Consider the following 24,928-nt stretch of genomic DNA (forward strand, 5'->3'; position numbering starts at 1 on the left):
CACCGTCATCGCGGCGGTCCGGCGTCCCGGTAAACCCGCTCCCACAAGGCCCGCGTTGCCTTCCTGATCCTGACTCTTCCACTCAGCCTTTCATCGCCAAAATAGAAAGCAAGCTAATAAATGCCTGGACAATGATTGCCTAAGCAGACATATTTGCTTACATTACTGCCTAAGCAGGGTTCTCCCCACATGCAGCATTTCACCCCGGAAAATTTCCAGACCTGCACCATCGGCCTGCTTCTCGGTCGCGCCGCGCTGGTCAAGGACCGCATCCTCGACAGCCATCTGCAGGATCACGACGTCACCGCCGCGCAGTTCAAGGTGTTGATCATCATTGCCCAGTTCGCCGTCGATACCCCGGCCGACCTGTGCCGCTACCTTGGCCTGGACAGCGGCTCGATGACGCGCATGCTCGATCGCCTCGAGCAGAAAGACCTGATCGCCCGCAGCCGCTGCCCGCAAGACCGTCGCCAGATCCGCGTCGGCCTGACCGACGGTGGTCGCCAACTGGCCGACCGCCTGCCGCATATCGGCGCGGCGGCAATGAACGAGCTGGTCGGCACCCTTGATCCCGCAGAACTGGCCACCCTCACCGCGATCCTGACCAAGGTGCTGGTCAATGCCGGCGATGCCTTGACCCTGTTGCGGGTGGGCGACAAATGAACAAGACCACCTTGCGTACCAGCCTGAGCCTGCTGGCGCTGGCCTTGAGCCTGGCCGGATGTGCCAGCTATGAAGGTCTGTCCACCTCCGGCAAGCGCCTGTCCGCCGCCGAACTGCAAGCCGGCAAGACCCTCGCTGGCGTCACCCTGTCGCCGGCCGCCTGGCCGAAAAGCGACTGGTGGCGCAGCCTTGGCGATCCACAACTGGACGGCCTGATCGGCGAAGCCCTGCGCGACAGCCCGGACATGCAGATCGCCAGCGCTCGCGCTCACCAGGCCAGCGCTGCGGCCCTGGCCGCCGATGCCGAGCGCATGCCGACCCTGGATGCCAATGCCAGTGTCAGTCGTGCGCGCCTGGACCGTACCCAGGATCCATCGGGGCAGGGCGGGCGCTATTCGACCTCGCGCAACCTGAGCCTCGACTTCAGCTACAACTTCGATCTCTGGGGCGGCCAGCGTGACGCCTGGGAGGCCGCCCTGGGCCAGGCCCGTGCCGCCGAGGTCGATCGCCAGGCCGCCAGCCTGACCCTGGCCGCCGATGTGGCCCGGGCCTACAGCCAGCTCGGCCAGGCCTATATCGTCAACGACCTGACCCAGGAAGACCTCAAGCGCACCCGGCAAATGCTCGACCTGGGCAAGCGCCGCCTGCAGGCCGGGATCGACAGCGACTATCAGTTGCAGCAGACCGAAAGCCTCGCCGCCAGTTCGGAAGAACAGGCGATCGACGCCGCCAAACAGCTGCGCAGCGCGCAGATCACCCTGGCCGTGCTGCTCGGCAAAGGCCCGGATCGCGCCCGCGAGATCGCCCGCCCGGCGGTGCTCAAGCCGGGGGCGGTGGCGCTGCCATCGGTGTTGCCCGCCGAACTGCTCGGCCGTCGCCCCGATCTGGTGGCCGCGCGCTGGCGGGTCGAGGCGGCGGGCAAGTCCATCGACGCCAGCAAGACCCGCTTCTACCCCAACCTCAACCTGACCGCTGCTGCTGGCACCCAGGCCCTGCTGGGGGACGCGATCTTCGGGGCGCCAAGCCGCTTCTTCAATATCGCTCCGACCATCTCGCTGCCGATCTTCGACGGCGGTCGCCTGCGTGCCGATCTCGACGCCCGCGACGCCGACTACGACCTGGCGGTGGCCCAGTACAACAAGAGCCTGGTCAATGCCCTCGGAGAGGTGAGCGACAGCATCGACCAGTTGCACGCCCTCGGCGAGCAGGTCGCGGCCAAGCAGCGCGCCGCCGATATCGCCCAGCAGTCCTACGACACGGTGATGCAGCGCTACGGCGCCGGCATCGGCAACTTCCTCGATGTGCTGAGCATCGAGCAGCAATTGCTGCAGGCCCAGCGTCAACTGGCGCAGCTCAACGCCGAGCGCATCGACCGCTCGATCCTGCTGATGCAGGCCCTTGGTGGTGGCTTCCAGGCCGACGCCGCACCCCAACAGCACGCCGCGAACCCGTCGCCGGCGCCTCGTCACCCATAACGTCAAGGTATTCGTCATGGCTAACCCAACGGACACTGCCGTCAACGAGCAGGACGTCAACAACCAGCGCAAACGCAAGACCTGGCTGATCGGCCTGGTGCTCATCGTCGCCGCCCTCGGCGCCGGCACCTGGGCCTGGCACGAGCTGTACGGGCGCTGGAGCGAAAGCACCGACGACGCCTACGTCAATGGCAACGTGGTGGAAATCACCCCGCTGGTCAGCGGCACCGTGGTCAGCATCGGCGCCGACGACGGCGACCTGGTGCACGCTGGCCAGGAGCTGATCCGCTTCGACCCGAGCGATGCCGAGGTCGGCCTGCAGGCCGCCGAGGCCAAGCTGGCCCGGGCGGTGCGCCAGGTGCGCGGGCTGTACAGCAATGTCGACGGGCAGAAGGCCCAGGTCGCGGCGCGCAAGGCCGAGCTGCAAAAGGCCCAGGAAAACTACAACCGGCGCAAGACCCTGGCTGCCGGCGGGGCGATTTCCCAGGAAGAGCTGTCCCATGCCCGTGACGACCTGGCCTCGGCGCAGAGCGCCCTGAGCAATGCCCAGCAGCAACTCAACACCACCACCGCACTGGTGGACGACACCGTGGTTTCGTCCCATCCGGAAGTCCAGGCCGCCGCCGCCGAGCTGCGCCAGGCCTACCTGAGCAACGCCCGTACCACCCTGGTGGCGCCGGTCACCGGTTATGTGGCCAAGCGCACCGTGCAATTGGGCCAGCGCCTGGAGCCCGGTACCGCGACCATGGCGGTGATCCCTCTCGACCAACTGTGGATCGACGCCAACTTCAAGGAAACCCAACTGCGCAACATGCGCATCGGCCAGCCGGTGGAGATCAGCACCGACCTCTACGGCAGCGAAGTGAAATACAGCGGCACCATCGACAGCCTCGGCGCCGGTACCGGCAGCGCCTTCGCCCTGCTGCCGGCACAGAACGCCACCGGTAACTGGATCAAGATCGTCCAGCGTGTGCCGGTGCGGGTGCATATCAACCCCGAGCAACTGGCCAAGCATCCGCTGCGCATCGGCCTGTCGACCATTGTCGACGTCGACCTGCACGACCAGAGCGGTCCGGTGCTGGCCCAGCAGCCACCGCAGAAGGCCAGTTTCGCCACCCAGGTGTATGACCGCCAACTGGCCGAGGCCGACACCCTGATCGCCCGGCTGATCCACGACAACAGCGCCAGCGACAAGACGGCACAGCGATGAGCAACCAGGCCTCGTTCACCCCGCCGAGCCTGCTGCTGACCACGGTCGGCCTGTCCCTGGCGACCTTCATGCAGGTGCTCGACACCACCATTGCCAACGTGGCGCTGCCGACCATTTCCGGCAACCTCGGGGTGAGTTCGGAGCAGGGCACCTGGGTCATCACCTCGTTTGCGGTGAGCAACGCCATTGCCTTGCCGCTGACCGGCTGGCTGAGCCGGCGCTTCGGCGAGGTCAAGCTGTTCATCTGGGCGACCCTGCTGTTCGTGCTGGCCTCGTTTCTCTGCGGGATTTCCCAGTCGATGCCGGAGCTGGTGGGCTTCCGGGTCTTGCAAGGCGTGGTGGCCGGGCCCTTGTACCCGATGACCCAGACCCTGCTGATCGCCGTCTATCCCCCGGCGAAACGGGGGATGGCCCTGGCCCTATTGGCGATGGTCACGGTGGTGGCGCCGATTGCCGGGCCGATCCTCGGTGGCTGGATCACCGACAGCTACAGCTGGCCGTGGATCTTCTTCATCAATATCCCGATCGGCCTGTTCGCTGCCGCCGTGGTCCGCCAGCAGATGCGCACCCGGCCGGTACAGACCAGTCGCCAGCCGATGGACTATATCGGTCTGCTCAGCCTGATCATCGGTGTCGGCGCCTTGCAGATCGTCCTCGACAAGGGCAACGACCTGGACTGGTTCGAATCGAACTTCATCATCGTCGGCAGCCTGATCTCGGTGGTGTTCATCGCCGTGTTCATCATCTGGGAACTGACCGACAAGCACCCGGTGGTCAACCTCAAGCTGTTCGTCCACCGCAACTTCCGCATCGGCACCATCGTACTGGTGGGCGGTTATGCCGGTTTCTTCGGCATCAACCTGATCCTGCCGCAATGGCTGCAGACGCAGATGGGCTACACGGCGACCTGGGCCGGCCTGGCGGTGGCGCCGATCGGCTTGTTGCCGGTGTTGATGTCGCCTTTCGTCGGCAAGTACGCGCACCGCTTCGACCTGCGCCTGCTGGCCGGGCTGGCGTTCCTGGCGATCGGCCTGAGCTGCTTCATGCGCGCCGGCTTCACCCATGAGGTGGACTTCCAGCATGTGGCGATGGTGCAGTTGTTCATGGGCATTGGCGTGGCGCTGTTCTTCATGCCGACCCTGAGCATCCTGCTCTCGGACCTGCCGCCCCATCAGATTGCCGATGGCTCCGGGCTGGCGACCTTCCTGCGTACCCTGGGCGGCAGCTTCGCGGCGTCGCTGACCACCTGGATCTGGATTCGCCGGGCCGACCAGCATCACGCCTATCTCAGCGAAAGCATCAGCACCTACGATCCGGCGACCCGTGAGGCGCTGCATCAATTGGGTGGGGCAGGGGGCGCGTCGTACCGGCAACTGGAGCAGATGCTCAGCAGCCAGGCGTACATGATGTCGACGGTGGATTACTTCACGCTGATGGGCTGGGTGTTCGCGGGGTTGATCTTGCTGGTGTGGCTGGCCAAACCGCCGTTTGCGGCGAAGGCGGGGCCGGCTTCGGGCGGGCATTGAGAGGAAGGCGGGAACCCCCGGGCGCGCGATCCATGCGTCCGGGGGCGGCGTCACTTAATCGAGCAGCAGTGGCTTGATACCGGTGATGATCGGTTCGCCGCTGATTGGTGCGTAGATCTCCACGAGCACGCGACGGATAGCGCTGAAGCCCGGGATGGACTGGTTGGCCACGTACTGGTAGTTGGTGCCGTTGACGACCTGGGAGCGGACTTCCAGTGGTTGGTATTCGGCGCCGATCAGTCGCTCGGTGGCCGCAGCGAAGATCTGTTCCTCTTGAGGGCTGAGTGCGTGCAGAGGAGTCCAGCCACCAACTTGTTGAGAGCTCATGCGTTTTATCTCCATATAAAAGTTCCTACTCGTCTGGCTTTTCGGACTACGCCCCGTCTATTTCAATGGTTTCCGGCATCCATGTTCGTGTTGTTCATCTGTGATCCAGTTCACATAATGGCCATACGATATCATTGGCAAAGCTGGCGTCTGTCGGATAGAAACCATTCGTTATGTAGGTGATTGGCTATTCACGGAAGTGTCACAGGGATGCCGGCAAGGGCAATGATGTCGTCTGGTCGGTCATCGCTGGCAAGCCAGCTCCCACAGGAACCGCGCCGAGCACAAATACTTTGGCTGACCCGGAACCCTGTGGGAGTCGGCTTGCCGACGATGAGGCCAGCAGCCACAGCATCAATCTGCTTGCCGGCCACCAGAGAATCTCCCGCAGAGGAGAAGTGCATGCTTATGCAGGGGAGTACTGCCAGGAATCAGGCGAATTCGAACGGGCTCAACTGGAAACCCTGTTCATCCACCTGCAACGCCCAGCCTTGCTTGTCCCAATCCCCCAGCACGATGCGCCGCCCGGCACTGCCGTCTTCGAGGCTGAGCTTGTGGATGGCCGGCCGGTGGGTGTGGCCGTGGACCAGGGTGCGAACGCCATGGCGCTGCATCAGCCGTGGGACTTCCTCGGCGGTGACGTCGATGATGTCGTTGGCCTTCATGCGCGTCTGCGCCTTGCTTTCGCTGCGCAGCTTGCGCGCCAGCTTGCGCCGGGTCGCCAGCGGCAGATGGCGGAGGATCCACAGGCTCAGCGGATTGCGCAGGTAGCGGCGCAGCTTCATATAGGCTTCGTCGCGGGTGCACAGGCTGTCGCCGTGCATCAGCAGCACCGCTTCGCCACCCATCTCGACCACGCTCGGGTCCTTGAGCAGGGTGCAGCCGGCGGCCTTGCAGAACGCCTGGCCGATAAGGAAGTCGCGGTTGCCGTGCATCAGGAACACCCGGGTGCCGCCGTCGCTGAGTTCGCGCAGGGCCCGGCAGATCGACTGCTGGAACGGCGTCATGCCGTCGTCGCCGATCCAGGCTTCGAAGAAGTCGCCGAGGATGTACAGGGCCTGTGCATCCCGGGCGCGGGTCGCCAGCAGATCAAGAAACGCCCGGGTAATGTCCGGGCGTTCTTCTTGCAGGTGCAGATCGGAGATCAGCAGTATCACTCAATGATCTCGGCTTTCTCGATGATCACGTCGTCCTTCGGTACGTCCTGGTGGCCAGCCTTGGAGCCGGTGGCGACCTTCTCGATGGCATCGACCACTTCCTGGCCTTCGGTCACTTCGCCGAACACCGCGTAGCCCCAGCCCTGCACGTTCTTGCCGCTGTGGTTGAGGAAGCCGTTGTCGGTGCCGTTGATGAAGAATTGCGCCGAAGCCGAATGCGGCTCCATGGTACGGGCCATGGCGATCGAGTACTTCTTGTTCGGCAGGCCGTTGTCAGCTTCGTTCTGGATGCTGGCGCGGGTCTTCTTCTGGCTCATGTTGGTGTCGAAGCCGCCGCCCTGGATCATGAAACCCTTGATCACGCGGTGGAAGATGGTGCCGTCGTAGTGGCCGTCCTTGACGTACTGGACGAAGTTTTCCACGGTCTGCGGGGCTTTTTCGGCGTCCAGTTGCAGGACGATGTCACCGTGGTTGGTGCTCAGTTTGACTTTGGCCATGCTGGAATTCGCTCTCTCAAGGCATGTGGGAAAGAAGGTGTGCGTCGCACGTATTTGACCCTGACGCCCGCTTCGGCAACGGCGATACGTTTATCGCAGGGATTTTTTTCCGTACGCCACGCATATTAGCGCCGGTTTGTCGGTGCGGTGCTGTCGGCGGCGCGACGGCTTCGGCTATGATAAGCGCTTTGTTTCACGCGGCCTACCCGCGCCGCAGACCGGACTTCCAAGGATCCTATGAGCAAGCCCACCGACACCGCTCCCAATGCCGCCAAAGGCGCGCCCGCCGTTCCCGTGAATTTCCTGCGCCCGATCGTGCAGGCCGACCTGGATGCGGGCAAGCACAGCAGCATCGTCACCCGTTTCCCCCCAGAGCCCAACGGTTACCTGCATATCGGCCATGCCAAGTCGATCTGCGTGAACTTCGGCCTGGCCAAGGAATTCGGCGGTGCCTGCCACCTGCGCTTCGATGACACCAACCCGGCCAAAGAGGACCAGGAGTACATCGACGCCATCCAGGAAGACGTCAAGTGGCTGGGCTTCGAGTGGACCGGTCCGGTGCGCTATGCCTCGGAATACTTCGACCAGTTGCACGCCTGGGCCGTCGACCTGATCAAGTCGGGCAACGCCTACGTCTGCGACCTGACCCCGGAACAAGCCAAGGAGTACCGCGGCAACCTGACCGAGCCGGGCAAGAACAGCCCGTTCCGCGAGCGTAGCGTCGAAGAGAACCTCGACCTGTTCGCACGCATGAAAGCCGGCGAGTTCAAGGACGGCGAGCGCGTCCTGCGGGCGAAGATCGACATGGCTTCGCCGAACATGAACCTGCGCGACCCGATCCTCTACCGCATCCGCCATGCCCACCACCACCAGACCGGTGACAAGTGGTGCATCTACCCGAACTACGACTTCACCCACGGTCAGTCGGACGCCATCGAGGGCATCACCCACTCGATCTGCACCCTGGAGTTCGAAGGCCATCGTCCGCTGTACGAGTGGTTCCTCGACAACCTGCCGGTGCCGTGCAAACCGCGCCAGTACGAGTTCAGCCGCCTCAACCTGAACTACACCATCACCAGCAAGCGCAAGCTCAAGCAACTGGTCGACGAGCAGCACGTCACCGGCTGGGACGATCCGCGCATGTCGACCCTGTCCGGCTTCCGCCGCCGCGGCTACACCCCGGCGTCGATCCGCAACTTCTGCGAAATGATCGGCACCAACCGTTCCGACGGCGTGGTCGACATGTCCATGCTCGAGTTCAGCATCCGTGACGACCTCGACCGCACCGCACCGCGCGCCATGTGCGTGCTGCGTCCGCTGAAGGTGGTCATCACCAACTACCCGGAAGGCCAGGTCGAGCAGCTCGAACTGCCGCGCCATCCGAAGGAAGACATGGGCGTGCGCGTCCTGCCGTTCGCCCGCGAGCTGTACATCGATCGCGACGACTTCATGGAAGAGCCACCGAAGGGCTACAAGCGCCTGGAACCGGCTGGTGAAGTACGCCTGCGCGGCAGCTACGTGATCCGTGCCGACGAGGCGATCAAGGATGCCGAAGGCAACATCGTCGAGCTGCGCTGCTCGTACGACCCGGACACCCTGGGCAAGAACCCGGAAGGCCGCAAGGTCAAGGGCGTGATCCACTGGGTCCCGGCCGAGGGCAGCGTCGAGTGCGAAGTGCGCCTGTACGACCGTCTGTTCCGCGCCGCCAATCCGGAGAAGGCCGAAGAGGGCGGCAGCTTCCTCGACAACATCAACCCTGATTCGCTGCAGGTGCTCACCGGTTGTCGTGCCGAGCCGTCGCTGGGCAACGCCCAGCCTGAAGACCGCTTCCAGTTCGAACGCGAAGGCTACTTCTGCGCCGACCTGAAAGATTCCCGTCCAGGCCAACCGGTATTCAACCGCACCGTGTCCCTGCGTGACTCCTGGGGCAGCTGAGGAAATTTCGTGCTTACCATCTACAACACGCTGAGCAAGACCAAGGAAGTATTCAAGCCGCTGGAAGGCAACAAGGTGCGCATGTACGTGTGCGGCATGACCGTGTACGACTTCTGCCACCTCGGCCACGGCCGCAGCATGGTCGCCTTCGACCTGGTCACCCGCTGGCTGCGTTACAGCGGCTACGACCTGACCTACGTGCGCAACATCACCGACATCGATGACAAGATCATCAACCGGGCCAACGAGAACGGCGAGACCTTCGACGCCCTCACCGCGCGGATGATCGACGCGATGCACGAGGACGAGCGCCGCCTGAACATCCTGCCGCCGGACCTGGAACCGCGTGCCACCGACCATATCCCCGGCATGCACGCGATGATCCAGACCCTGATCGACAAGGGCTACGCCTACGCACCGGGCAACGGCGACGTGTACTACCGGGTCGGCAAGTTCGTCGGCTACGGCAAGCTGTCGCGCAAGAAGATCGAAGACCTGCGCATCGGTGCGCGGATCGAGGTCGACGAGGCCAAGCAGGACCCACTGGACTTCGTCCTGTGGAAAGGCGTCAAGCCGGGCGAGCCGAGCTGGGAGTCGCCGTGGGGGCCAGGCCGTCCGGGCTGGCACATCGAGTGCTCGGTGATGTCCACCTGCTGCCTGGGCGAGAGCTTCGACATCCACGGTGGCGGTAGCGACCTGGAGTTCCCGCATCACGAGAACGAGATCGCCCAGAGCGAGGCCGCGACCGGCAAGCAGTACGCCAATTCGTGGATGCACTGCGGGATGATCCGTATCAACGGCGAGAAGATGTCGAAGTCGCTGAACAACTTCTTCACTATCCGCGACGTGCTCGACAAGTATCACCCGGAGGTGGTGCGCTACCTGCTGGTATCCAGCCACTACCGCAGCGCCATCAACTACTCCGAAGACAGCCTGCGCGATTCGAAAGGCGCGCTGGAGCGCTTCTACCACGCCTTGCGTGGCCTGCCGCTGGTGGCGCCGCAGGGTGGCGAGGAATTCGTCGAGCGCTTTGCCGCGGCGATGAACGACGACTTCGGTACTCCGGAAGCCTGTGCCGTGCTGTTCGACCTGGTACGCGAGATCAACCGCCTGCGCGACAGCGATGCACAAGCGGCAGCGGGCCTGGCCGGGCGTCTGCGCGAGCTGGGTGGTCTGCTCGGTGTACTGCAGCTGGAGGCCGATGAGTTCCTCCGTGCCGGTGCCGAAGGCAAGGTCGATGCGGCTGAAGTCGAAGCGCTGATCCAGGCGCGCCTGCAGGCGCGGGCCGAGAAGAACTGGGCCGAATCCGACCGGATTCGCGACCAGATCGCGGCCATGGGCGTGGTGCTGGAAGACAAGAAGGGCGAGACCACCTGGCGCTTGGCTGACTGAAGTCTTGTGTTGCCAGTGATGGCCTCATCGCCGGCAACGCCGGCTCCCACAAGGTTCTGCGGTGTACGCGGTACCTGTGGGAGCTGGCATTGCCAGCGATGAGGCCATCAGCCTTTTACACCTGCCCCCGGCAGTGCATCACCAGACGAGCCCCACCCAGCTCGCTTTCCCCCACCTCAAGCCCGAACCCATGCAGGTCGACGATCGCCGCGACGATCGATAGTCCCAGCCCGAACCCGGCATGCTTGTGGCCTTCCTCGCTGCGATAGAAGCGCTTCAATACCGTCTCGCGTTCCTCCGCCGGAATCCCCGGTCCACTGTCTTCCACCGCGATATGCACCCCGTCGTCATCACTGCGGGCGCTGATCCGCACCCGGCCGCCCGCCGGAGTGAACTTGATGGCATTGCCCATCAGGTTGGCCAGGGCTTCGAACAGCAGTTCATGGTCGCCGAACAGGGCGGGCAGTGGCTCGCTCATGTTCAGGCCCAGGGCTATTTCGCCGTCTTCGGCCAGTGGCAGGTAGAAATCGTGCAGCTCTTCGAGCAACGCCCTGGGTGCCAGCTCGACGAAGCCCGCCCGACGCTGGCGATCCTCCAGTTCGCTGATACGCAACAGGCCGCGGAAACGCGCCATCAGGGTGTCGGTCTCGGCGATCGCCTGTTCCATCGCCTCGGCCTGCGGCGCATCGTCGCCGGCCTGCTGGCGAATGCGATAAAGCTGGGCGCGCAGGCGGGTGAGCGGGGTGCGCAGGTCGTGGGCAATGTTGTCGCAGACGCCCTTGACCTCATGCATCAGCCGCTCGATGCGGTCGAGCATGGCGTTGACGATGGCGGCAAGCATGTCCAGTTCGTCACGTCGCTGCGACAGCGGCAGGCGCCGGGTCAGGTCGCCGGCGACGATCTGCTCGGCAGTGGCCTGGATCGCCCGGATGCGCTTCAGCGGTCTGCGCCGTAGCCAGTACCAACCGGCGATCCCGGGAATGATGGTCAGCGACAGGCCCCAGAGCAGGGCATGGAGAATGATCCGGGTGACCACGAACAGCGAGCCGTTGTCCCGTACCAGCACCAGCCAGCGACCATCGGGGACCTTCAGCGCCACGCCATCGCAGCTGTCCGCCGGCATGCGCGGATCGTCGGCGTCGAGGCAGCGGCTTAGCTCATGCACACGTCCATCCAGGCCTAGCCCTGGCGGCATCTGGCGGATCTGCCCACCCAGCGGATTGAACTGCGCATCGAACAGGCCGTAGGCGTCGAAACTGCGGTCCTCGAAGGCCTGGCTGGCGATCAAGGCATCGTCCAGCTGCTTGCCGCTCATATGGGAAAACAGGTGCTGGCGTTGCAGCAGCGAGTGGCGGGTGAGCTTGTTCAGGTAGCTGGACACCTCGAAGTACAGCACCCCCATCAGGATGCTGCTCCAGGCCACAAAGAGAAAACTGTACAGCGCCAGCAGGCGGCTGGTGGACGAGCTCCAGCCTTTATGCGGGTTCGGCAATGGCATAGCCGGAGCCTCGCACGGTGCGAATCAGCGGCGTCTGGCCGGGCGCGTCGATCTTCTTGCGCAGGCGGCCGATATGCACATCGATCAGGTTGGTGCCCGGATCGAAGTGATAGCCCCAGACCTCCTCGAAAATCATCATCCGGGTGATCACCTGGCCGGAATGGCGCATGAGGAATTCCAGCAGCTTGTACTCGGTCGGCAACAGGTTCAGGGATTGCTCGCCGCGGCGTGCCTCGTGGCTGATCAGGTCCAGCTCGAGGTCGGCGACCGTCAGGCGGGTCTGGGTCATCGGCACGCTGTTGCGGCGCAGCAGCACCTCGACCCGGGCGGCCATCTCGTCCGAGGCGAACGGCTTGGTCAGGTAGTCGTCGCCACCGGCGCGCAGGCCGCGGACCCGTTCGTCGACATCCGACAGGGCGCTGATCATCAGGATCGGCGTGGCGATCTTCAGGTTGCGCAGGGTGGTGACGATGGTCAGGCCATCGACCTCGGGCAGCATGCGGTCGACGGTGATCAGGTCGTAGCCGCCGGCGATGGCGCGGGCCAGGCCTTCGCGGCCGTTGTCGACCCAATCGACCTCGAGGCCGTGGCTGGAAAGTTCGGCGACGATTTCCTGGCCGGTGACGGCATCGTCTTCGATAGTCAGTACGCGGGGCATGCTTTTACCTGGGCGGCGTGTGGAAACTGGATTGTGCCAAAGAATAGGCAAGCCCCTGATTAAAGGAAATTCATCTTGCAAAAAAGCCGCCGGAGCCTCGACGTCACCGCTCTGGATGCCGGTCAGTTCGGCGTAGAGCTTCTTGGTGACCGGGCCGACTTCGGTTTCGCTGTGGAACACGTGCAGCTTGCCGTTGTACTGGATGCCGCCGATCGGGGTGATCACCGCGGCGGTGCCGCAGGCGCCGGCTTCCTTGAACTTGCCGATCTCGTCGATCAGTACGTCGCCCTCGATGACCGTCAGGCCCAGGCGCGAGGCGGCCAGTTCCATCAGCGACAGGCGGGTGATGCCCGGCAGCACGGAAGCGGATTTCGGGGTGATGAATTCGTTGTCGGCGGTGATGCCGAAGAAGTTGGCCGAACCCACTTCCTCGATCTTGCTGTGGGTCAGCGGGTCGAGGTAGATGGCGTCGGCGAAGCCGGCTTTCTTGGCGTCGTAGCCTGGCATCAGGCTGGCCGCGTAGTTGCCGCCGACCTTGGCGGCGCCGGTGCCTTGCGGTGCGGCGCGGTCGAAGTCGGAGATGATGAAGTTGTGCGGGGTCATGCCGCCCTTGAAGTACGAGCCGACAGGGATGGCGAAGACCGAGAAGATGAACTCCGGCGCGGTGCGCACGCCGATGTTGTCACCCGTGCCGATCACGAACGGACGCAGGTACAGGGCTCCCTTGCCGTACGGCGGAACGAAGCGCTCGTTGGCCTTGACCACTTGCTTGCAGGCTTCGACGAAGGCTTCGGTCGGTACTTGCGGCATCAGCAGGCGGGCGCAGCTGCGGGCCATGCGCGCGGCGTTCTGGTCGGGGCGGAACAGGTTGATCGAGCCGTCCTTGCAGCGATAGGCCTTGAGGCCTTCGAAGCATTGCTGGCCGTAGTGCAGGGCAGTGGAGCCTTCGCTGATGTGCAGGACGTTGTCTTCGGTCAGGGTGCCCGCGTCCCACTCGCCGTTGCGCCATACGGACAGGTAGCGCTTGTCGGTCTTGATGTAGTCGAAGCCCAGCTTGTCCCAGTTGATTTCGTTACTCATGACACCCTCGATCGATTTGGCAAATGCCTGTGCGGTACAGGCCGCGCTTCGCGCGCAAGGGGCTCACGATAATACATCCCGTGCAGATCGGAAACGCCTGTCGGCAGATTCGCCGGGACAATTCGTCGTCCGTTCGTAGCAGCCGACCCGCGGTCGTGGTGGCGCGGAATTTTCCCGGCGGGGTGGTAGATAGGACTTTTTCAGGTTTGAAGTTCTGATCGAAATCGCGCTTTTTCGATGAGTAATTTGCCATTTTTAATGGACCAGCCCGCCTTTAGCCTGAATGCCCGATTCATGGACGAGAGGTATTCGGCATGGCCGAGATACAGGAAGCAGCAACGACCGCCACCGATGAAGTGGATGTGCACTACCAGACCGTCAGCCAGCGCGTGCCGCAATGGCTGGTGGACGCCAGCGCGGAGGAACGCGCGGCCCTGCGCGCCACGGCGCCGACACGGATTCCCTGGCTGGCCGATGCCAGCGTCAACCTGCCCGATGCGCTGCAGACCCTGCGCGACGAGCACCAGCGCCATCTGCAACTGGGGCGGACGGTGCAGGGCTTTCTTGCGCAGTTGCCCGATGCCGAGGCCTTCGCCGAGCCGCTGTTGCGCGCGGCGCTGAAAAGTACCTTCGGTATGGATCTGGATGTGCGCCACACCTTTCTGTTCAACGCCGTGCGCGCCAGGGCGGCAGAAGCGCATATCGGCGAGGGTGACCCGGTGGTGTGGGCGTTCCAGATCGTGAAGGTGGCGACCCAGTCGCTGTTGCAGGCTGCCCTGCAGAACTTCGAAGCCTTCGAGGCCGCGCCGGATGGCTTGCGGGACGAGCGCAGGCCGTCCCAGGTGTTCATCAGCGAGAGCGGATCGGCGGCGCAGCCCGGCCGTGATATCGACCTCGTGCCCGAGCGGTTCGCCGCCCTGTGCCGCGAGCTGGACCTTGGAGGTCGCTACCAGCGCCTGATCGAGGCGACGTTCAAGCCCCAGCCCGGGGCGGGTGAAAGCGTCGACTCGGCAGCGGCCCATCGCCAGGCCTGGTTCAAGCTGTTCGACCAGTCGAGCTTTCGCCTCAACCTGCACCTGGCCTGGCTGCAGTCGTGGATTGGCGAGGACATGTACCAGGACCTGCTGGCGCTGGGCAACAACCAGAAGACCGCAGTGCCCCTCGAACGGGCGGTACTGCGCCTGTGGGATGTGGAACTGAACGGCATCGTCATGTTCCTGCGCCAGCATGCCGATATGCCGGAGCTGGAGCGCCTGGTGGTGTACATGCCGGACGAGCCGCGCCAGCCGTTCGAGGAATTCCATTCCGTGCGCGACTTCCACCGCTCGCTGCGCCAGCGCCTGCAGGACCCGGCATGGCGCAAGTACTTCCAGCGATTCATTCCGGCGCGCCAGCGCGAGCGGTTGCTGCAGCACATCCAGCGCACCCTCTACCCGAAAGTCTGGAACGAGGGCGGCTGGTACGAGGAACGAGCCAATGACAATGCCCTGCTGCGAATAGGCAAGCGCGCCTTCTCCACGCCGCTGTTCGAGACCCTGTTGCAACGCAGGATCCAGGTGCTCAAGGACGATGGCTTGTTCCATGCGGTGCCGACCGCTGAGGAGGATCACAAATCGGCGCAGGACAAGCTCGAGTATTTCCTCGGGGTCGGCTTCAACGTGCTCAACCTTGCCGCCTTCGTGGTGCCGGGGCTGGGCGAGGTAATGCTGGTGGTCAATGCCGCGATGCTCGGCTACGAGGTCTACGAAGGCTTCGACAGCCTGGCCCGTGACGAGCGGGAACAAGCCTGGGGCTATTTCCTCGACGTTGCGGAAAACCTCGCGCTGATCGGGGCGATGGGCGCGGCGGGTGCTGCAGCCCGGCGCTTCACCGGCAACCTGCCGCTGGCGGTGCGCGGCATGCGTCCGGTGACCCTTGGCGATGGCAGCGTGCGCCTGTGGAAGCCGGACCTGGCGCCGTTCGCCTACGACATCGACCTGCCGGCCGGGCTGCAACCCGGCGACAACGGCCTGTACAGCCATGGCGGACGCGACTGGCTGAAGCTGGAGGGGCGCTACTACTCGGTGCGCACCTTGCTGGTCGGCGAGCACGGCTACGTGCTGGAGCACCCCGAGCGGCCATGGGCCTACGAGCCGAGCGTGCGTCACAACGGCAATGGCGGCTGGCTGCACGAAGCCGACACGCCCGAGCAATGGCGTGGCATGCAGCTGTTCGCGCGCCAGGGCCATCGCGAGGCGGCCATCTCCGAAAGCATGGCGTTGCGCGCCCTGCGTATCAGTGGTGTCAGCGAGGCGGAGCTGCGCCATACCCTGGTCAACAGCCGGCGTCCGCCGGCACTGCTGACCGACACCCTGCGCCGCCTGTCCCTGGCCGAAAGCCTCGGCGAATCGAGCGAGGCGTTCGCCTCCGCCTACGACAATCAGCAGCCGCGCCTGTCCGGCGCCGGACAATGGTTCAAGCGTCAGTTCGGCGGTCTGCCGAACCTGGTCATCGAGGAAATCCTCGGCTCGGCGAACAGTCATGAACTGGACGAAATGGCCGTGGCTGGCCGCGTTCCGCAGCGCCTGGCCGAAGAGGCGCGGGTCTATTTGCAGCAAGTGCGCATCGCCCGCGCCTGTGAAGGCCTGTACCTGGAAGGCGCTGCCGGCCTCGACAGCGCGCGCCTGCTGCTGCACGGGATGCAGGCCTTGCCCGAGTGGCCGGCCGGGCAGGCGGTCGGCTTGTACGAAGGTTCGTCCGCTGGACGGCTGCTGGCGGGCGGCGAGGGTGGTGCCGTGGTGATCTGGCGCGGACAGGCGCCCAGTACCTTTTGCCAGGCGCTGCTCGATGCCCTCGCGCCAGCGACCCGGGCCCAACTCAAGGTGGACGATGGCGCCGCGCTCTGGCGCAGTCTGCAAGAGCAGCCGTTGCCGACGCGCCGCCAGTTGCGCGAGTGGCTCGGCATGCCGGCGCTCAAGCCCGCGTTTCGCTCGCCCATGCGCCTAGCGGACGGGCGCCTCGGCTATCCCCTCAGTGGCCGCGGCAACCCGTTCTTCACCGAGGACGAGTTGCTCGACAAGCTGCGTATGCTCGAACTGGACGACCTGTATGTCGAGGACGTCCTGCGCGGGCTCTACCGCGCCGGGCTGGATCGCCTGGCGATCAATGCCCGTCTGGATCGGCTGCTCGACGAGATGCTGCAACTGCGCGCGCGGATGGATCACTGGAACCTGGAATCCTCCCGGGAAAACCTCAGCGAGACGCGCCAGCGCAGCCGCGAGCGTATCGGTGCCGCCCTGTGGCACCACTGGCGGCGCAATCTGTTCCCGGAGCTGGGGCGCGAGCGGCAGGCCCTGGTGTTGTCCCAGGTGCAGTTGGCGGACCTGCCGGTGCAACTGCCCGGTTTCTTCCGCGACCAGGTCCGGGCGATGCTGCTGGACGATGTGATCCTCAGCGAAGGTGCGCAGTATGGGCGGTTGATTGGCGAGTCTGCGGTGCAGGCGCTCGCCGAAGAGTTTCCGCTCCTGAACACCCTGGATATCCGCAGCGGCGAATGGAGCGCGGGACTGACGCAGATGATCGCCGACGCCTGGCCACGGCTGACCACCCTCGGACTGCGCGAGCAGGCCCGGCTGATCAGTCACCAGGACCTCCATGTGCTGACTGAATTGCCCAGCCTGCGCTGGCTGGAACTGCGCGGCAGCCGCTTGCACAACATGCCGATTACCGCGCTCAACGGCTTCCACCTGGATTACCTGGGCCTCGATTGGCTCGATCTTGAAGTCTGGCCGCACTGGCTGGACAACCTGGCATTGGACCGGATCGGCGAGCTGTCCATGGTGGGCAACCGCTTGAGCGAGATGCCGAGCCTGATCCTGGATGACCCGATACCCGTGGGAAGGCCGATGCGCATTGCCTTGCAGGGCAATCACTTCACCTACCAGGCGCTGCTCGACATGCGCCTTTCCGAGCGCTTCCGCGGGCGCTATATCTTCGGCCTGGACCTGTCCCCGGCCCTCGATGACGAGCTGAACCAGCGCGTGGAAGAGCGGGTCAGGCTGCATGCAACCTTGCAGGCGTGGATCGAGCCGGTCGAAGCGGCCATGCCCCTGGCGCCCGAGCACAGTGCCTATCGGCAGCGCATCACCACGGCGCTGCTGAATTACTGGCGCACCACGCTGCGCACTACCGGGGCCGCGCGCCTGCAACTGGAAGATCTGGTCCTTGCCGATTTTCCGGGCAATCTGCCGGGGTTCTTTGCCTCGCGGGTTCGCCGTCTGGAACTGGTCCGCTTCGATGCCCAACTGCCGACCCTGGAGCGTTTCGTCAGCCAGTTCCCGCAATTGCTCGAACTGTCGTTGTCGACCGGACAGCCGGGGTTGGCCCAGGTGCCGGAGTTTCTCACCCGTCTGGTCCATCTGCGCGACCTGTCGCTGGTGCGCATGGGCATGACCATCGACCAGGCAGCCATGGAAGCGTTCGGCCGGATGCCGGCGCTGTCTTCGCTGCAACTGGACGGTAATGCGCTGGGCCAGATCAATGATGTGTCGATGTTCGACGAGCGCTTCCTCGGCTTCCTTGGACTGGGGCGGATGGGCATCACCCACTGGCCGGCATGGCTGGAGCGGATGCTGCCCAATGGTGTGGAACTGCTCGGGCTGGACGATAACCGGCTCAGCGAATTGCCGAATTTCCTCCTGGAAAACCGCCGCTCCGAGACCGGCGCGGTGGAAATCTCGCTGCATGGCAATCCGCTGACCCGGGAAACGCTGATCCGTGCCCACACCTCGCAGCATTTCGGTCGTCCCTACACCTTCACCATGGATGTGCCGAGGGACATCCTCGCTATGGGGCGCGAGGAGCACACCTCGGACTCCGAAAGCGACGGCACCGAGGAGACCGACGAGGTCCTGATGTCGGATGAAGAGCCGGCCGTCACCTGGGAAACCGGTGATGTGGAGGAGGATGCCCGGCATGAAGGCCTCTGGGCCCGGCTCTCGAGCGATCCCGAGGCCAGTTCGCTGATGGCGCTGGTCGCGTACCTGCGCCATAGCGCCGACTACCGTACCGCGAGTACCCGTCTTGAGCTGGTGAACCGGGTCTGGGTGGTGCTCGAGGCTGCCGCCGAGGATGCCGAACTGCGCCAGGCCCTGAATGGCATGGCGGTGGAGCCGTTGCAGCAGGTCCACGATCATGACACTTGTGCCGATGGCATCCGGCTCGAGTTCAACCAGATGGAGCTGCTGGTCAATACCCGTCGGGCCCTGCGCACGCTCCCCGAGGAAAATCGTGGGCCGGCGCTGTTCCGCCTGATGCGCAGCCTGTTTCGCTCGCAGCGCCTGGACAGCATTGCCCGGGAACGGGCCGGCCAGCGTGACGAGGCCGAAGTGCGCCTGGCCTACCGCCTGCGCTGGGCCGAGCAACTGGAGCTGCCATTGCCACCGCGCAGCATGCTGTACCGCCGGGTGGCCGACATCGCCCCGGGTGAGCTGGACCAGGCCTTCACCCAGTTGCAACTGGACGAAGCCGGGCCGGGGCTGCTGAGCTTCGCTGCGGATTGCGATTTCTGGGTGGCTTACCTGCGCGAGACCTATGCCGAGCGCTTCAAGGTGATCAAGGACGGGTACGAGGCGGCGGTGCTCGGGGTCATCGATGCCTATCCCGACGACACCCCCGAGCAATCGGCGGCGCGGGTGCGGGCACTGGAGGAGCAGTTCAAGCTTGATGAGCGGGTGCTGCTCGAACGGCTGACCCTGGAGCGTTCCATGGTTGGGGATTGATCGGGTTGCTCCTGGGCATGGAATCTGCGTCCGGCGCGGTCACTGTGGGAGCTGGCTTGCCAGCGATGGCGTCCGGTCTGACAACATCCTTGTTCCTGCTGGCCTCATCGCCGGCAAGCCGGCTCCCACAGGGTTCCGGGCCGGTCGCATGGTCCAGGCCTGACACAAAACCTGTGGGAGCTGGCTTGCCAGCGATGCTCCACACGGACTGACAACCGGGAACCCCAACCCTTTTCAAAACCCGGCCTGGCCTCATTAGCCTGAACGCCCCATTCAAGGACGAGAGGGCGTGCCCATGGCCGCTATCCCCGCTGTCGAAAAAAACGCAGAACCCGATATCCACTACCAGACCGTCAGCCAGCGTGTGCCTCGGCATTTCCTGGACGCTCCGGCGCCGCAGCGCCAGGCCTTGCGCGCTGCCTTGCCGGCACCGATGCCCTGGCTGGAGGCGGCCAGGAGCAACTTGCCGGAGGTGCTCGCGGCCCTTCAGGACGAGTACGCCCGGCATCAGTTCCATACCCGCGCAGTGAGCGGTTTTCTCGCCGAGGTGCCGAGCGCCGAGGCCTTTGCCGAGCCATTGCTGCGCGATGCCCTGAAGAACAGCCTTGGCCTTGACCTCGATGTGCGCCACACATTTCTGTTCAACGCCGTGCGCGCCCGCATTGCCGAAGCCCATATCACTACCAGCGACCCCGCAGTCAGGGCCTTCCAGGCGGTAAAGGCCGGGACCCAGTCGCTGCTGCTTTGTGCGCTGCAGAACTTCGAGGCGTTCGAGGCACAGGACGGCGGCCTGCGCGACGAGCTCCGTGCGTCAAGCATCTTCGTCAGCGATAGCGGGCTTGCCACGCAACCGACCCGCACCCTCGACCTGGCGCCCGAACGCTTTGCCGCGCTGTGCCGTAGCCTTGATCTGGGCGGCCGTTACCAGCGCCTGATCGAGCAACTGTTCCAGCCCGAACCCGCCGCAGGAGAAAGTGCAGAGGCCGCAGCGATCAATCGCCAGGCACGCTTCAAACTGCTCGAACAATCGAATTTTCGCCTGGCCCTGCACCTGGCCCGTCTGCAATCGTGCATCGACCAGGCCTGCTACGAAGAACTGCTGGAAGTAGCGAAGAACGGCCGGGCCAGTGGTGATCTCGAGCGCAGCGTGCTGAGCCTGTGGGAGGTGCAACTGACTGGCATCGTGCTGTTCTTCCGTCCTGGCCGTCTGGTGGTCTACATGCCGGATGAACCCGAACAGCCCGTGCAGGTGTTCGATCACCTGCAGGCATTCCATGCCTCGCTGCGCGAGCGCCTGACCCGTCCCGCGTGGCGCAGCTACTTCCTGCGCTTCGTCCCGGCCCGGGAGCAGGCGAACCTGCTGCAGCGCATCCAGCGCACCCTTTATCCCAAGGTGTGGAATCCGGGCGGCTGGTACGACGAGCGCTTCGACCCCAACGCAGCCTTGCACCTGAGCAAGCAGGCGTTCGCCACGCCGCTGTTCAACGTGCTGTTCCAGCGCGCCATGCAGGTGTTCAGGGATGATGGCCTGTTTCACGCGGTGCCTACGGCGGCGCAGGATCACAAGTCGACCCAGGACAAGATCGATTACTTCCTCGGCCTCGGTTTCAACCTGCTCAACGCAGCGGCCTTCGTCGTGCCGGGATTGGGCGAGGTGATGCTGGCGGTCAATGCGGCGCTGCTCGGCTACGAGGCCTACGAGGGCTTCGACAGCCTGGCCAAGGGCGAGCGCGAGCAGGCCTGGGGCTACTTCATGGATGTCGCGGAAAACCTGGTGATCATCGCTGCGCTGGGCGCCGCGGGGGCTGCGGCACACCGTTTCGCCGGGGAGTTGCCCGTGGCGGTGCGCAGCATGCGCCCGGTCAGCCTGGCGGATGGCAGCGTGCGTCTATGGAAGCCGGACCTGTCGCCTTTCGCCTACGAAATCCGCCTGCCAGCCGGGTTGCAGGCGGATGCCAACGGCCTGTACGCCTTCCAGGGGCGCCAGTGGCTGGTCCTCGACGGTCACCACTACTCGGTGCGCAGCCTGCTCGGCGAGGAGGGCTATCGTCTGGAGCATCCCACCCGCGCCGGGGCCTATGAGCCCTCGGTGCGTCCCAACGGCAACGGCGGCTGGCTGCACGAACTGGACACCCCGGAGCAATGGCGTGGCCAGGAACTGTTCCGCCGGCAAGGGCCGCTCGAAGCCAGCGTTTCCGAGGATATGGCCCGACAGGCCTTGCGCATCAGCGGTATCCGCGAGTCGGAATTGCGCCAGACCCTGGTCGAGCGCCAGCGCCCACCGGCGCTGCTGACCGATACCCTGCGCCGCCTCGCCCTGGCACGTACCTCCGGCCCCGAGACCTTCGCCGCCGACTACCAGGCCGCACAGGCGCCGCTGTCGCGCCCAGGGCAGGTGCTGCAACGCAGCTTCGCCAGCTTGCCCAATGTCATCGTCGAAGAGATCGTCGGCGCCGCCACGGCGGCCGAGGTCGATGAACTGACCCGAACCACCCGGATCCCCCTGCGCCTGGCTGACGAAGCACGCCTCTACCAACAGCAGGTGCGCATTGCCCGGGCCTGCGAAGGCCTGTACCTGGACCGCGAAATCAGCCTCGACAGCGCGCGGCTGATGCTCCACTCCCTCGAAACCCTGCCGGACTGGCCCAAGTCATTGCGCATGGGCCTGTACGACGGCTGGATCGAAGGACCGCGGCTGGCGGGGATCGGTGAAGGCGAGGAGCCGGAACTCGGGGTGATCTGGGATCGGCAGTTGCCCGGGGAGTTTTGCCAGGCGCTGTTCGACAACATCCCCAGCGCCTACCGCGAGCGTCTCGAGTTTGCCGACGCCGCCAGCCTGTGGCGCAAGCTGCAGGCGCAACGCCTGGCCCCGCGTCAGCGCCTGCGCGAGTGGCTGGGCATGCCGGCGATCAAGCCGGCGTTCCGCTCGCCCATGCGCCTCGCCGACGGACGCATCGGCCTGCCCCTCAGCGGCAATGGGCAGGCCTTCTTCACCGAGGACGAACTGCTGGACAAGCTGCGCATCCTCGAACTGGAAGATGTTCATGTCGAAGACGTACTGGCGGCCCTCTATCGCCGCGGCCTGGATCGGGCGGCGATCAATGTGCGCCTGAATGGCCTGCTCGACGAGATGCAGGCGCTGCGCCAAAGCCTGGACCGCTGGTCCCTGGAGTCTGCCGGGGAAAACCTCAGCCTGCGCCGCCAGCACAGCCGCGAGCGCATTGGCCTGGCGCTGTGGGAGCACTGGCGGCGCAGCATCCTGCCCGAACTGGGGCAGCCGGCGTCGCGCTTGATCCTGTTCCAGGTGCAACTGGCGGACCTGCCCGAGCAGTTGCCGGCGTTCTTCCGCGAACGGGTGCACTCGCTGTTGCTGGACGACGTGATCTACCAGGAGGGAGCGCCGCACCAGGTGATCATCGATGAACATCGCGTGCAGGCACTGGCGCGGCGCTTTCCCAACCTGAGCAAGCTGGATATCCACCGTGGCGAGTGGGGGCGCGGCCTAGCGCCGATGCTGGTGCGTGCCTGGCCGCGGCTGCGGGCGTTGGGCCTGCGCGAGTTGCGCACGATCATCACCCACCAGGACATGCGCACCCTGGCTAGCCTGGCGGAACTGCGCTGGCTCGACCTGCGGGCGATGAACACCATGGACATGGGCGAGTCGGCTTTGGACGGCATGACCCTGGAGTACCTGGGCCTCGACTGGCTCGGCCTGGAGAGCTGGCCCGTCTGGTTGCACAACGATGCGCTGGCGCGTATCGGCGAGGTGTCGTTGCTGGGTAATCGCCTGAGCGAAGTGCCGGCCAGCCTGCTGAATATCACCGAGGCCGGGGAAACCCCGACCAAAATCATCCTGCTGGGCAACCGCCTGCACTACCAGGCCCTGCTCGATGCCCATCTGGCCGAGCGCTTGCACCGGCGCTTCACCTTCGACCTGGGCGCGTCGCCGGCGATCGAGGCCGAACTGGACAGTCGTGTCGTCGAGGCCCGGCAGTTGCAGGATGCCTTCCGTGTCTGGGCCCGGGAGCCGGTGCAGGGATCTTCCGTACCAGGGGCGGAGCACGCGGCTTATCGCCAGCGCATCGCCAAGATCCTGATGGCCTACTGGCGCGAGGACCTGCGTGGTGGTGGCGTGGCCATGCTGAGCCTGGAGGATCTGGCGCTGGGTGATTTCCCCAGCCGTCTGCCGAGGTTCTTCCACGAGCGGGTGACCCGCCTGGACCTGACCCGTTTCGCCGGCAACCGCGCCACGCTGTCGCGCTTCGTCAGGCAGTTCCCCCACTTGATCGAGCTGTCGCTGGTGGATGGCCGGCCGGTACTGGCCAACGTGCCCGAGTTCCTCACCGAGCTGCCCGGACTGCGTGAAGTGGCGCTGGTGCGCATGGGACTGACCATCGACCAGGCGGCCATGGCGGTGCTGGCGCGGATTCCGCGCCTGGCCTCGCTGCAACTCGACGGCAACCGCCTGGGCCCGATTACCGATATGTCCGGCTTCAACCAGCGTCACCTGAGTTTCCTCGGCCTGGCCCAGATGGGCATTTCCACCTGGCCCGAATGGCTCGACGCCATGCTGCCCAACGGCACCGAGCAGCTCAACCTCGACGACAACCAGCTGACCGCGCTGCCGCAGTATCTCCTCGACAACCACCGCATACCGGACGGCGCAGTGGAGATATCGTTGTACAACAATCCCCTGCCCAGGGAGACCATGATCCAGCTGCATACCTCCCAGCATTACAACCGCCCCTACAGCTTCACCATGGACTTCCCCGAGGACATCCTCGAGATGTGGCCGGAGGCTCACTCTTCGGATTCCGAGGGCGGTTCGGCGGAGGAGGACGAGTGGCTGGAAGAGGAGGTCGGCAACCCCTGGACCACCGGCGACGCCGTGCAGGATGCGCGCAACCTGGCGGTGCATCAGCGGTTGCTGGCGGCGGGCGATGCCGGGACCCTGCTCGAACTGATCGCGCGGCTGCGCCACAGCGCCGACTACCGGAACCTGGGCAGCCGCGCAGAGCTGGTGGAGCGGGTCTGGAACGTCCTGCTGGCGGTAGACCAGGACGTCGAACTGCGCCAGGCGCTGAACGGCATGGCCCAGGAGCCGCTGCAACAACTGCATAACCAGGAGACCTGCCCCGACGGTATCCGCCTGGAGTTCAACCAGATGGAGTTGCAGGTCTACATCCGCCAGGCATTGCGCCAGATCGACGAGAGCAACCGTGGTCCGGCACTGTTTCGCCTGATGCGCGGGATGTTCCGCGTCAACGCCCTGGACCGGGTGGCCCGCGATCAGGTCAGGGCCCGTGACGAGGCGGAAGTACGCCTGGCCTACCGTTTGCGTTGGGCGGCGCAACTGGAGTTGCCGCTGCCGCCACGGTCGATGCTGTATCACAGCGTGGCCAATGTGTCCCAGGGTGAGCTGAACGGGGCGTTGAACAAGGTGTTGAGCGAGGAGGCCGGCCCGGCACTGGGGCGCTTCGGTGCGCAGTGCGATTTCTGGGTCGCGTATTTGCGCGACGCCTTCTCGGAGAGCTTCAAGACGCTGAAGGATGCCTATGAAACCGAGGTGCTTGCGGCGACCGAGCTGTCCCCGGGAGAAGCCGCCGAGCAGATGGCAACGCGGATCAAGGCGCTGGAGGACAAGTACAAGGGCGATGAACAGGCACTGCTTGAAAGCCTGACCTTCCAGCAGTCGCTGGCCAGGCCCTGAGGCGCATCCAGGTACGGGTCAGGGCTTGCACCGGGTAGCCC

At 65.0% G+C, this 24,928-nt stretch carries 13 protein-coding genes and 1 pseudogene; 8 read left to right on the plus strand and 6 right to left on the minus strand.

What is annotated here, in order from left to right:
- Window positions 1-189 precede the first annotated feature (189 nt).
- The 4 genes from ACODSK_RS24365 to ACODSK_RS24380 are packed head-to-tail and all read left to right on the plus strand — an operon-like array spanning window position 190 to window position 4,874.
- Entirely contained in the window at window positions 190-663 is a 474-nt protein-coding gene (locus ACODSK_RS24365; protein ID WP_489019649.1) for a MarR family winged helix-turn-helix transcriptional regulator, read from the plus strand.
- Window positions 660-2,138 (plus strand): efflux transporter outer membrane subunit, encoded by a 1,479-nt coding sequence (locus ACODSK_RS24370; protein WP_489019650.1) that lies wholly within the window; start codon window positions 660-662, stop codon window positions 2,136-2,138. The genes ACODSK_RS24365 and ACODSK_RS24370 overlap by 4 nt, the downstream gene beginning before the upstream one ends.
- A gap of 16 nt (window positions 2,139-2,154) precedes the next feature.
- Entirely contained in the window at window positions 2,155-3,348 is a 1,194-nt protein-coding gene (locus ACODSK_RS24375) for an EmrA/EmrK family multidrug efflux transporter periplasmic adaptor subunit (protein WP_489019651.1), read from the plus strand.
- Window positions 3,345-4,874 carry a DHA2 family efflux MFS transporter permease subunit gene (locus tag ACODSK_RS24380; RefSeq protein ID WP_489019652.1) on the plus strand — a complete coding sequence of 510 codons (1,530 nt, stop codon included), beginning with the start codon at window positions 3,345-3,347 and terminating at the stop codon, window positions 4,872-4,874. Before ACODSK_RS24375 ends, ACODSK_RS24380 begins: the two co-directional genes overlap by 4 nt.
- A 54-nt stretch (window positions 4,875-4,928) precedes the next feature.
- On the opposite strand, the gene ACODSK_RS24385 is transcribed toward ACODSK_RS24380, so the two are convergent.
- From ACODSK_RS24385 to ACODSK_RS24395, 3 genes are all read right to left on the minus strand, one after another.
- Window positions 4,929-5,201, minus strand: a complete 273-nt coding sequence (locus ACODSK_RS24385) for a hypothetical protein (RefSeq protein ID WP_489019653.1) — start codon at window positions 5,199-5,201, stop codon at window positions 4,929-4,931.
- 431 nt (window positions 5,202-5,632) lie between these two features.
- Entirely contained in the window at window positions 5,633-6,358 is a 726-nt protein-coding gene (locus tag ACODSK_RS24390; RefSeq protein ID WP_489019654.1) for a UDP-2,3-diacylglucosamine diphosphatase, read from the minus strand.
- Window positions 6,355-6,855 (minus strand): peptidylprolyl isomerase, encoded by a 501-nt coding sequence (locus ACODSK_RS24395; protein WP_489019655.1) that lies wholly within the window; start codon window positions 6,853-6,855, stop codon window positions 6,355-6,357. Before ACODSK_RS24395 ends, ACODSK_RS24390 begins: the two co-directional genes overlap by 4 nt.
- A 237-nt stretch (window positions 6,856-7,092) precedes the next feature.
- Here ACODSK_RS24395 and ACODSK_RS24400 point away from each other — a divergent pair, with 237 nt between their 5' ends.
- Window positions 7,093-8,790 carry a glutamine--tRNA ligase/YqeY domain fusion protein gene (locus ACODSK_RS24400; RefSeq protein ID WP_489019656.1) on the plus strand — a complete coding sequence of 566 codons (1,698 nt, stop codon included), beginning with the start codon at window positions 7,093-7,095 and terminating at the stop codon, window positions 8,788-8,790.
- Between the two features lie 9 nt (window positions 8,791-8,799).
- Entirely contained in the window at window positions 8,800-10,182 is a 1,383-nt protein-coding gene (gene cysS, locus ACODSK_RS24405; RefSeq protein WP_489019657.1) for a cysteine--tRNA ligase, read from the plus strand.
- 115 nt (window positions 10,183-10,297) lie between these two features.
- Here cysS and ACODSK_RS24410 read toward each other — a convergent pair whose 3' ends face one another.
- The 3 genes and pseudogenes from ACODSK_RS24410 to ACODSK_RS24420 form a co-directional block, all read right to left on the minus strand.
- On the minus strand, window positions 10,298-11,680 hold the full coding sequence (locus ACODSK_RS24410) for a sensor histidine kinase (RefSeq protein WP_489019658.1): 1,383 nt from the start codon (window positions 11,678-11,680) through the stop codon (window positions 10,298-10,300).
- On the minus strand, window positions 11,658-12,338 hold the full coding sequence (locus tag ACODSK_RS24415) for a response regulator transcription factor (RefSeq protein WP_489019668.1): 681 nt from the start codon (window positions 12,336-12,338) through the stop codon (window positions 11,658-11,660). The genes ACODSK_RS24410 and ACODSK_RS24415 overlap by 23 nt, the downstream gene beginning before the upstream one ends.
- A 78-nt stretch (window positions 12,339-12,416) precedes the next feature.
- Window positions 12,417-13,418 (minus strand): annotated as a pseudogene (locus tag ACODSK_RS24420) (branched-chain amino acid aminotransferase); the annotation flags it as partial.
- A 314-nt stretch (window positions 13,419-13,732) separates the two neighbouring features.
- Here ACODSK_RS24420 and ACODSK_RS24425 point away from each other — a divergent pair.
- Window positions 13,733-19,177, plus strand: a complete 5,445-nt coding sequence (locus ACODSK_RS24425; RefSeq protein WP_489019659.1) for an NEL-type E3 ubiquitin ligase domain-containing protein — start codon at window positions 13,733-13,735, stop codon at window positions 19,175-19,177.
- A 295-nt stretch (window positions 19,178-19,472) separates the two neighbouring features.
- Complete coding sequence (locus ACODSK_RS24430; protein WP_489019660.1) at window positions 19,473-24,887, plus strand: NEL-type E3 ubiquitin ligase domain-containing protein; 5,415 nt, start codon at window positions 19,473-19,475, stop codon at window positions 24,885-24,887.
- Window positions 24,888-24,928: the final 41 nt, after the last annotated feature.

Source organism: Pseudomonas sp. FG98, assembly GCF_057808595.1.

Excerpts from the sequence above, each read along its gene's own strand:
- ACODSK_RS24365 (WP_489019649.1), top strand. The coding sequence starts at position 190 with ATGCAGCATTTCACCCCGGAAAATTTCCAGACCTGCACCATCGGCCTG.
- ACODSK_RS24370 (WP_489019650.1), top strand. The coding sequence starts at position 660 with ATGAACAAGACCACCTTGCGTACCAGCCTGAGCCTGCTGGCGCTGGCC.
- ACODSK_RS24375 (WP_489019651.1), top strand. The coding sequence starts at position 2,155 with ATGGCTAACCCAACGGACACTGCCGTCAACGAGCAGGACGTCAACAAC.
- ACODSK_RS24380 (WP_489019652.1), top strand. The coding sequence starts at position 3,345 with ATGAGCAACCAGGCCTCGTTCACCCCGCCGAGCCTGCTGCTGACCACG.
- ACODSK_RS24385 (WP_489019653.1), bottom strand. The coding sequence starts at position 5,201 with ATGAGCTCTCAACAAGTTGGTGGCTGGACTCCTCTGCACGCACTCAGC.
- ACODSK_RS24395 (WP_489019655.1), bottom strand. The coding sequence starts at position 6,855 with ATGGCCAAAGTCAAACTGAGCACCAACCACGGTGACATCGTCCTGCAA.
- ACODSK_RS24400 (WP_489019656.1), top strand. The coding sequence starts at position 7,093 with ATGAGCAAGCCCACCGACACCGCTCCCAATGCCGCCAAAGGCGCGCCC.
- ACODSK_RS24410 (WP_489019658.1), bottom strand. The coding sequence starts at position 11,680 with ATGCCATTGCCGAACCCGCATAAAGGCTGGAGCTCGTCCACCAGCCGC.
- ACODSK_RS24415 (WP_489019668.1), bottom strand. The coding sequence starts at position 12,338 with ATGCCCCGCGTACTGACTATCGAAGACGATGCCGTCACCGGCCAGGAA.
- ACODSK_RS24425 (WP_489019659.1), top strand. The coding sequence starts at position 13,733 with ATGGCCGAGATACAGGAAGCAGCAACGACCGCCACCGATGAAGTGGAT.
- ACODSK_RS24430 (WP_489019660.1), top strand. The coding sequence starts at position 19,473 with ATGGCCGCTATCCCCGCTGTCGAAAAAAACGCAGAACCCGATATCCAC.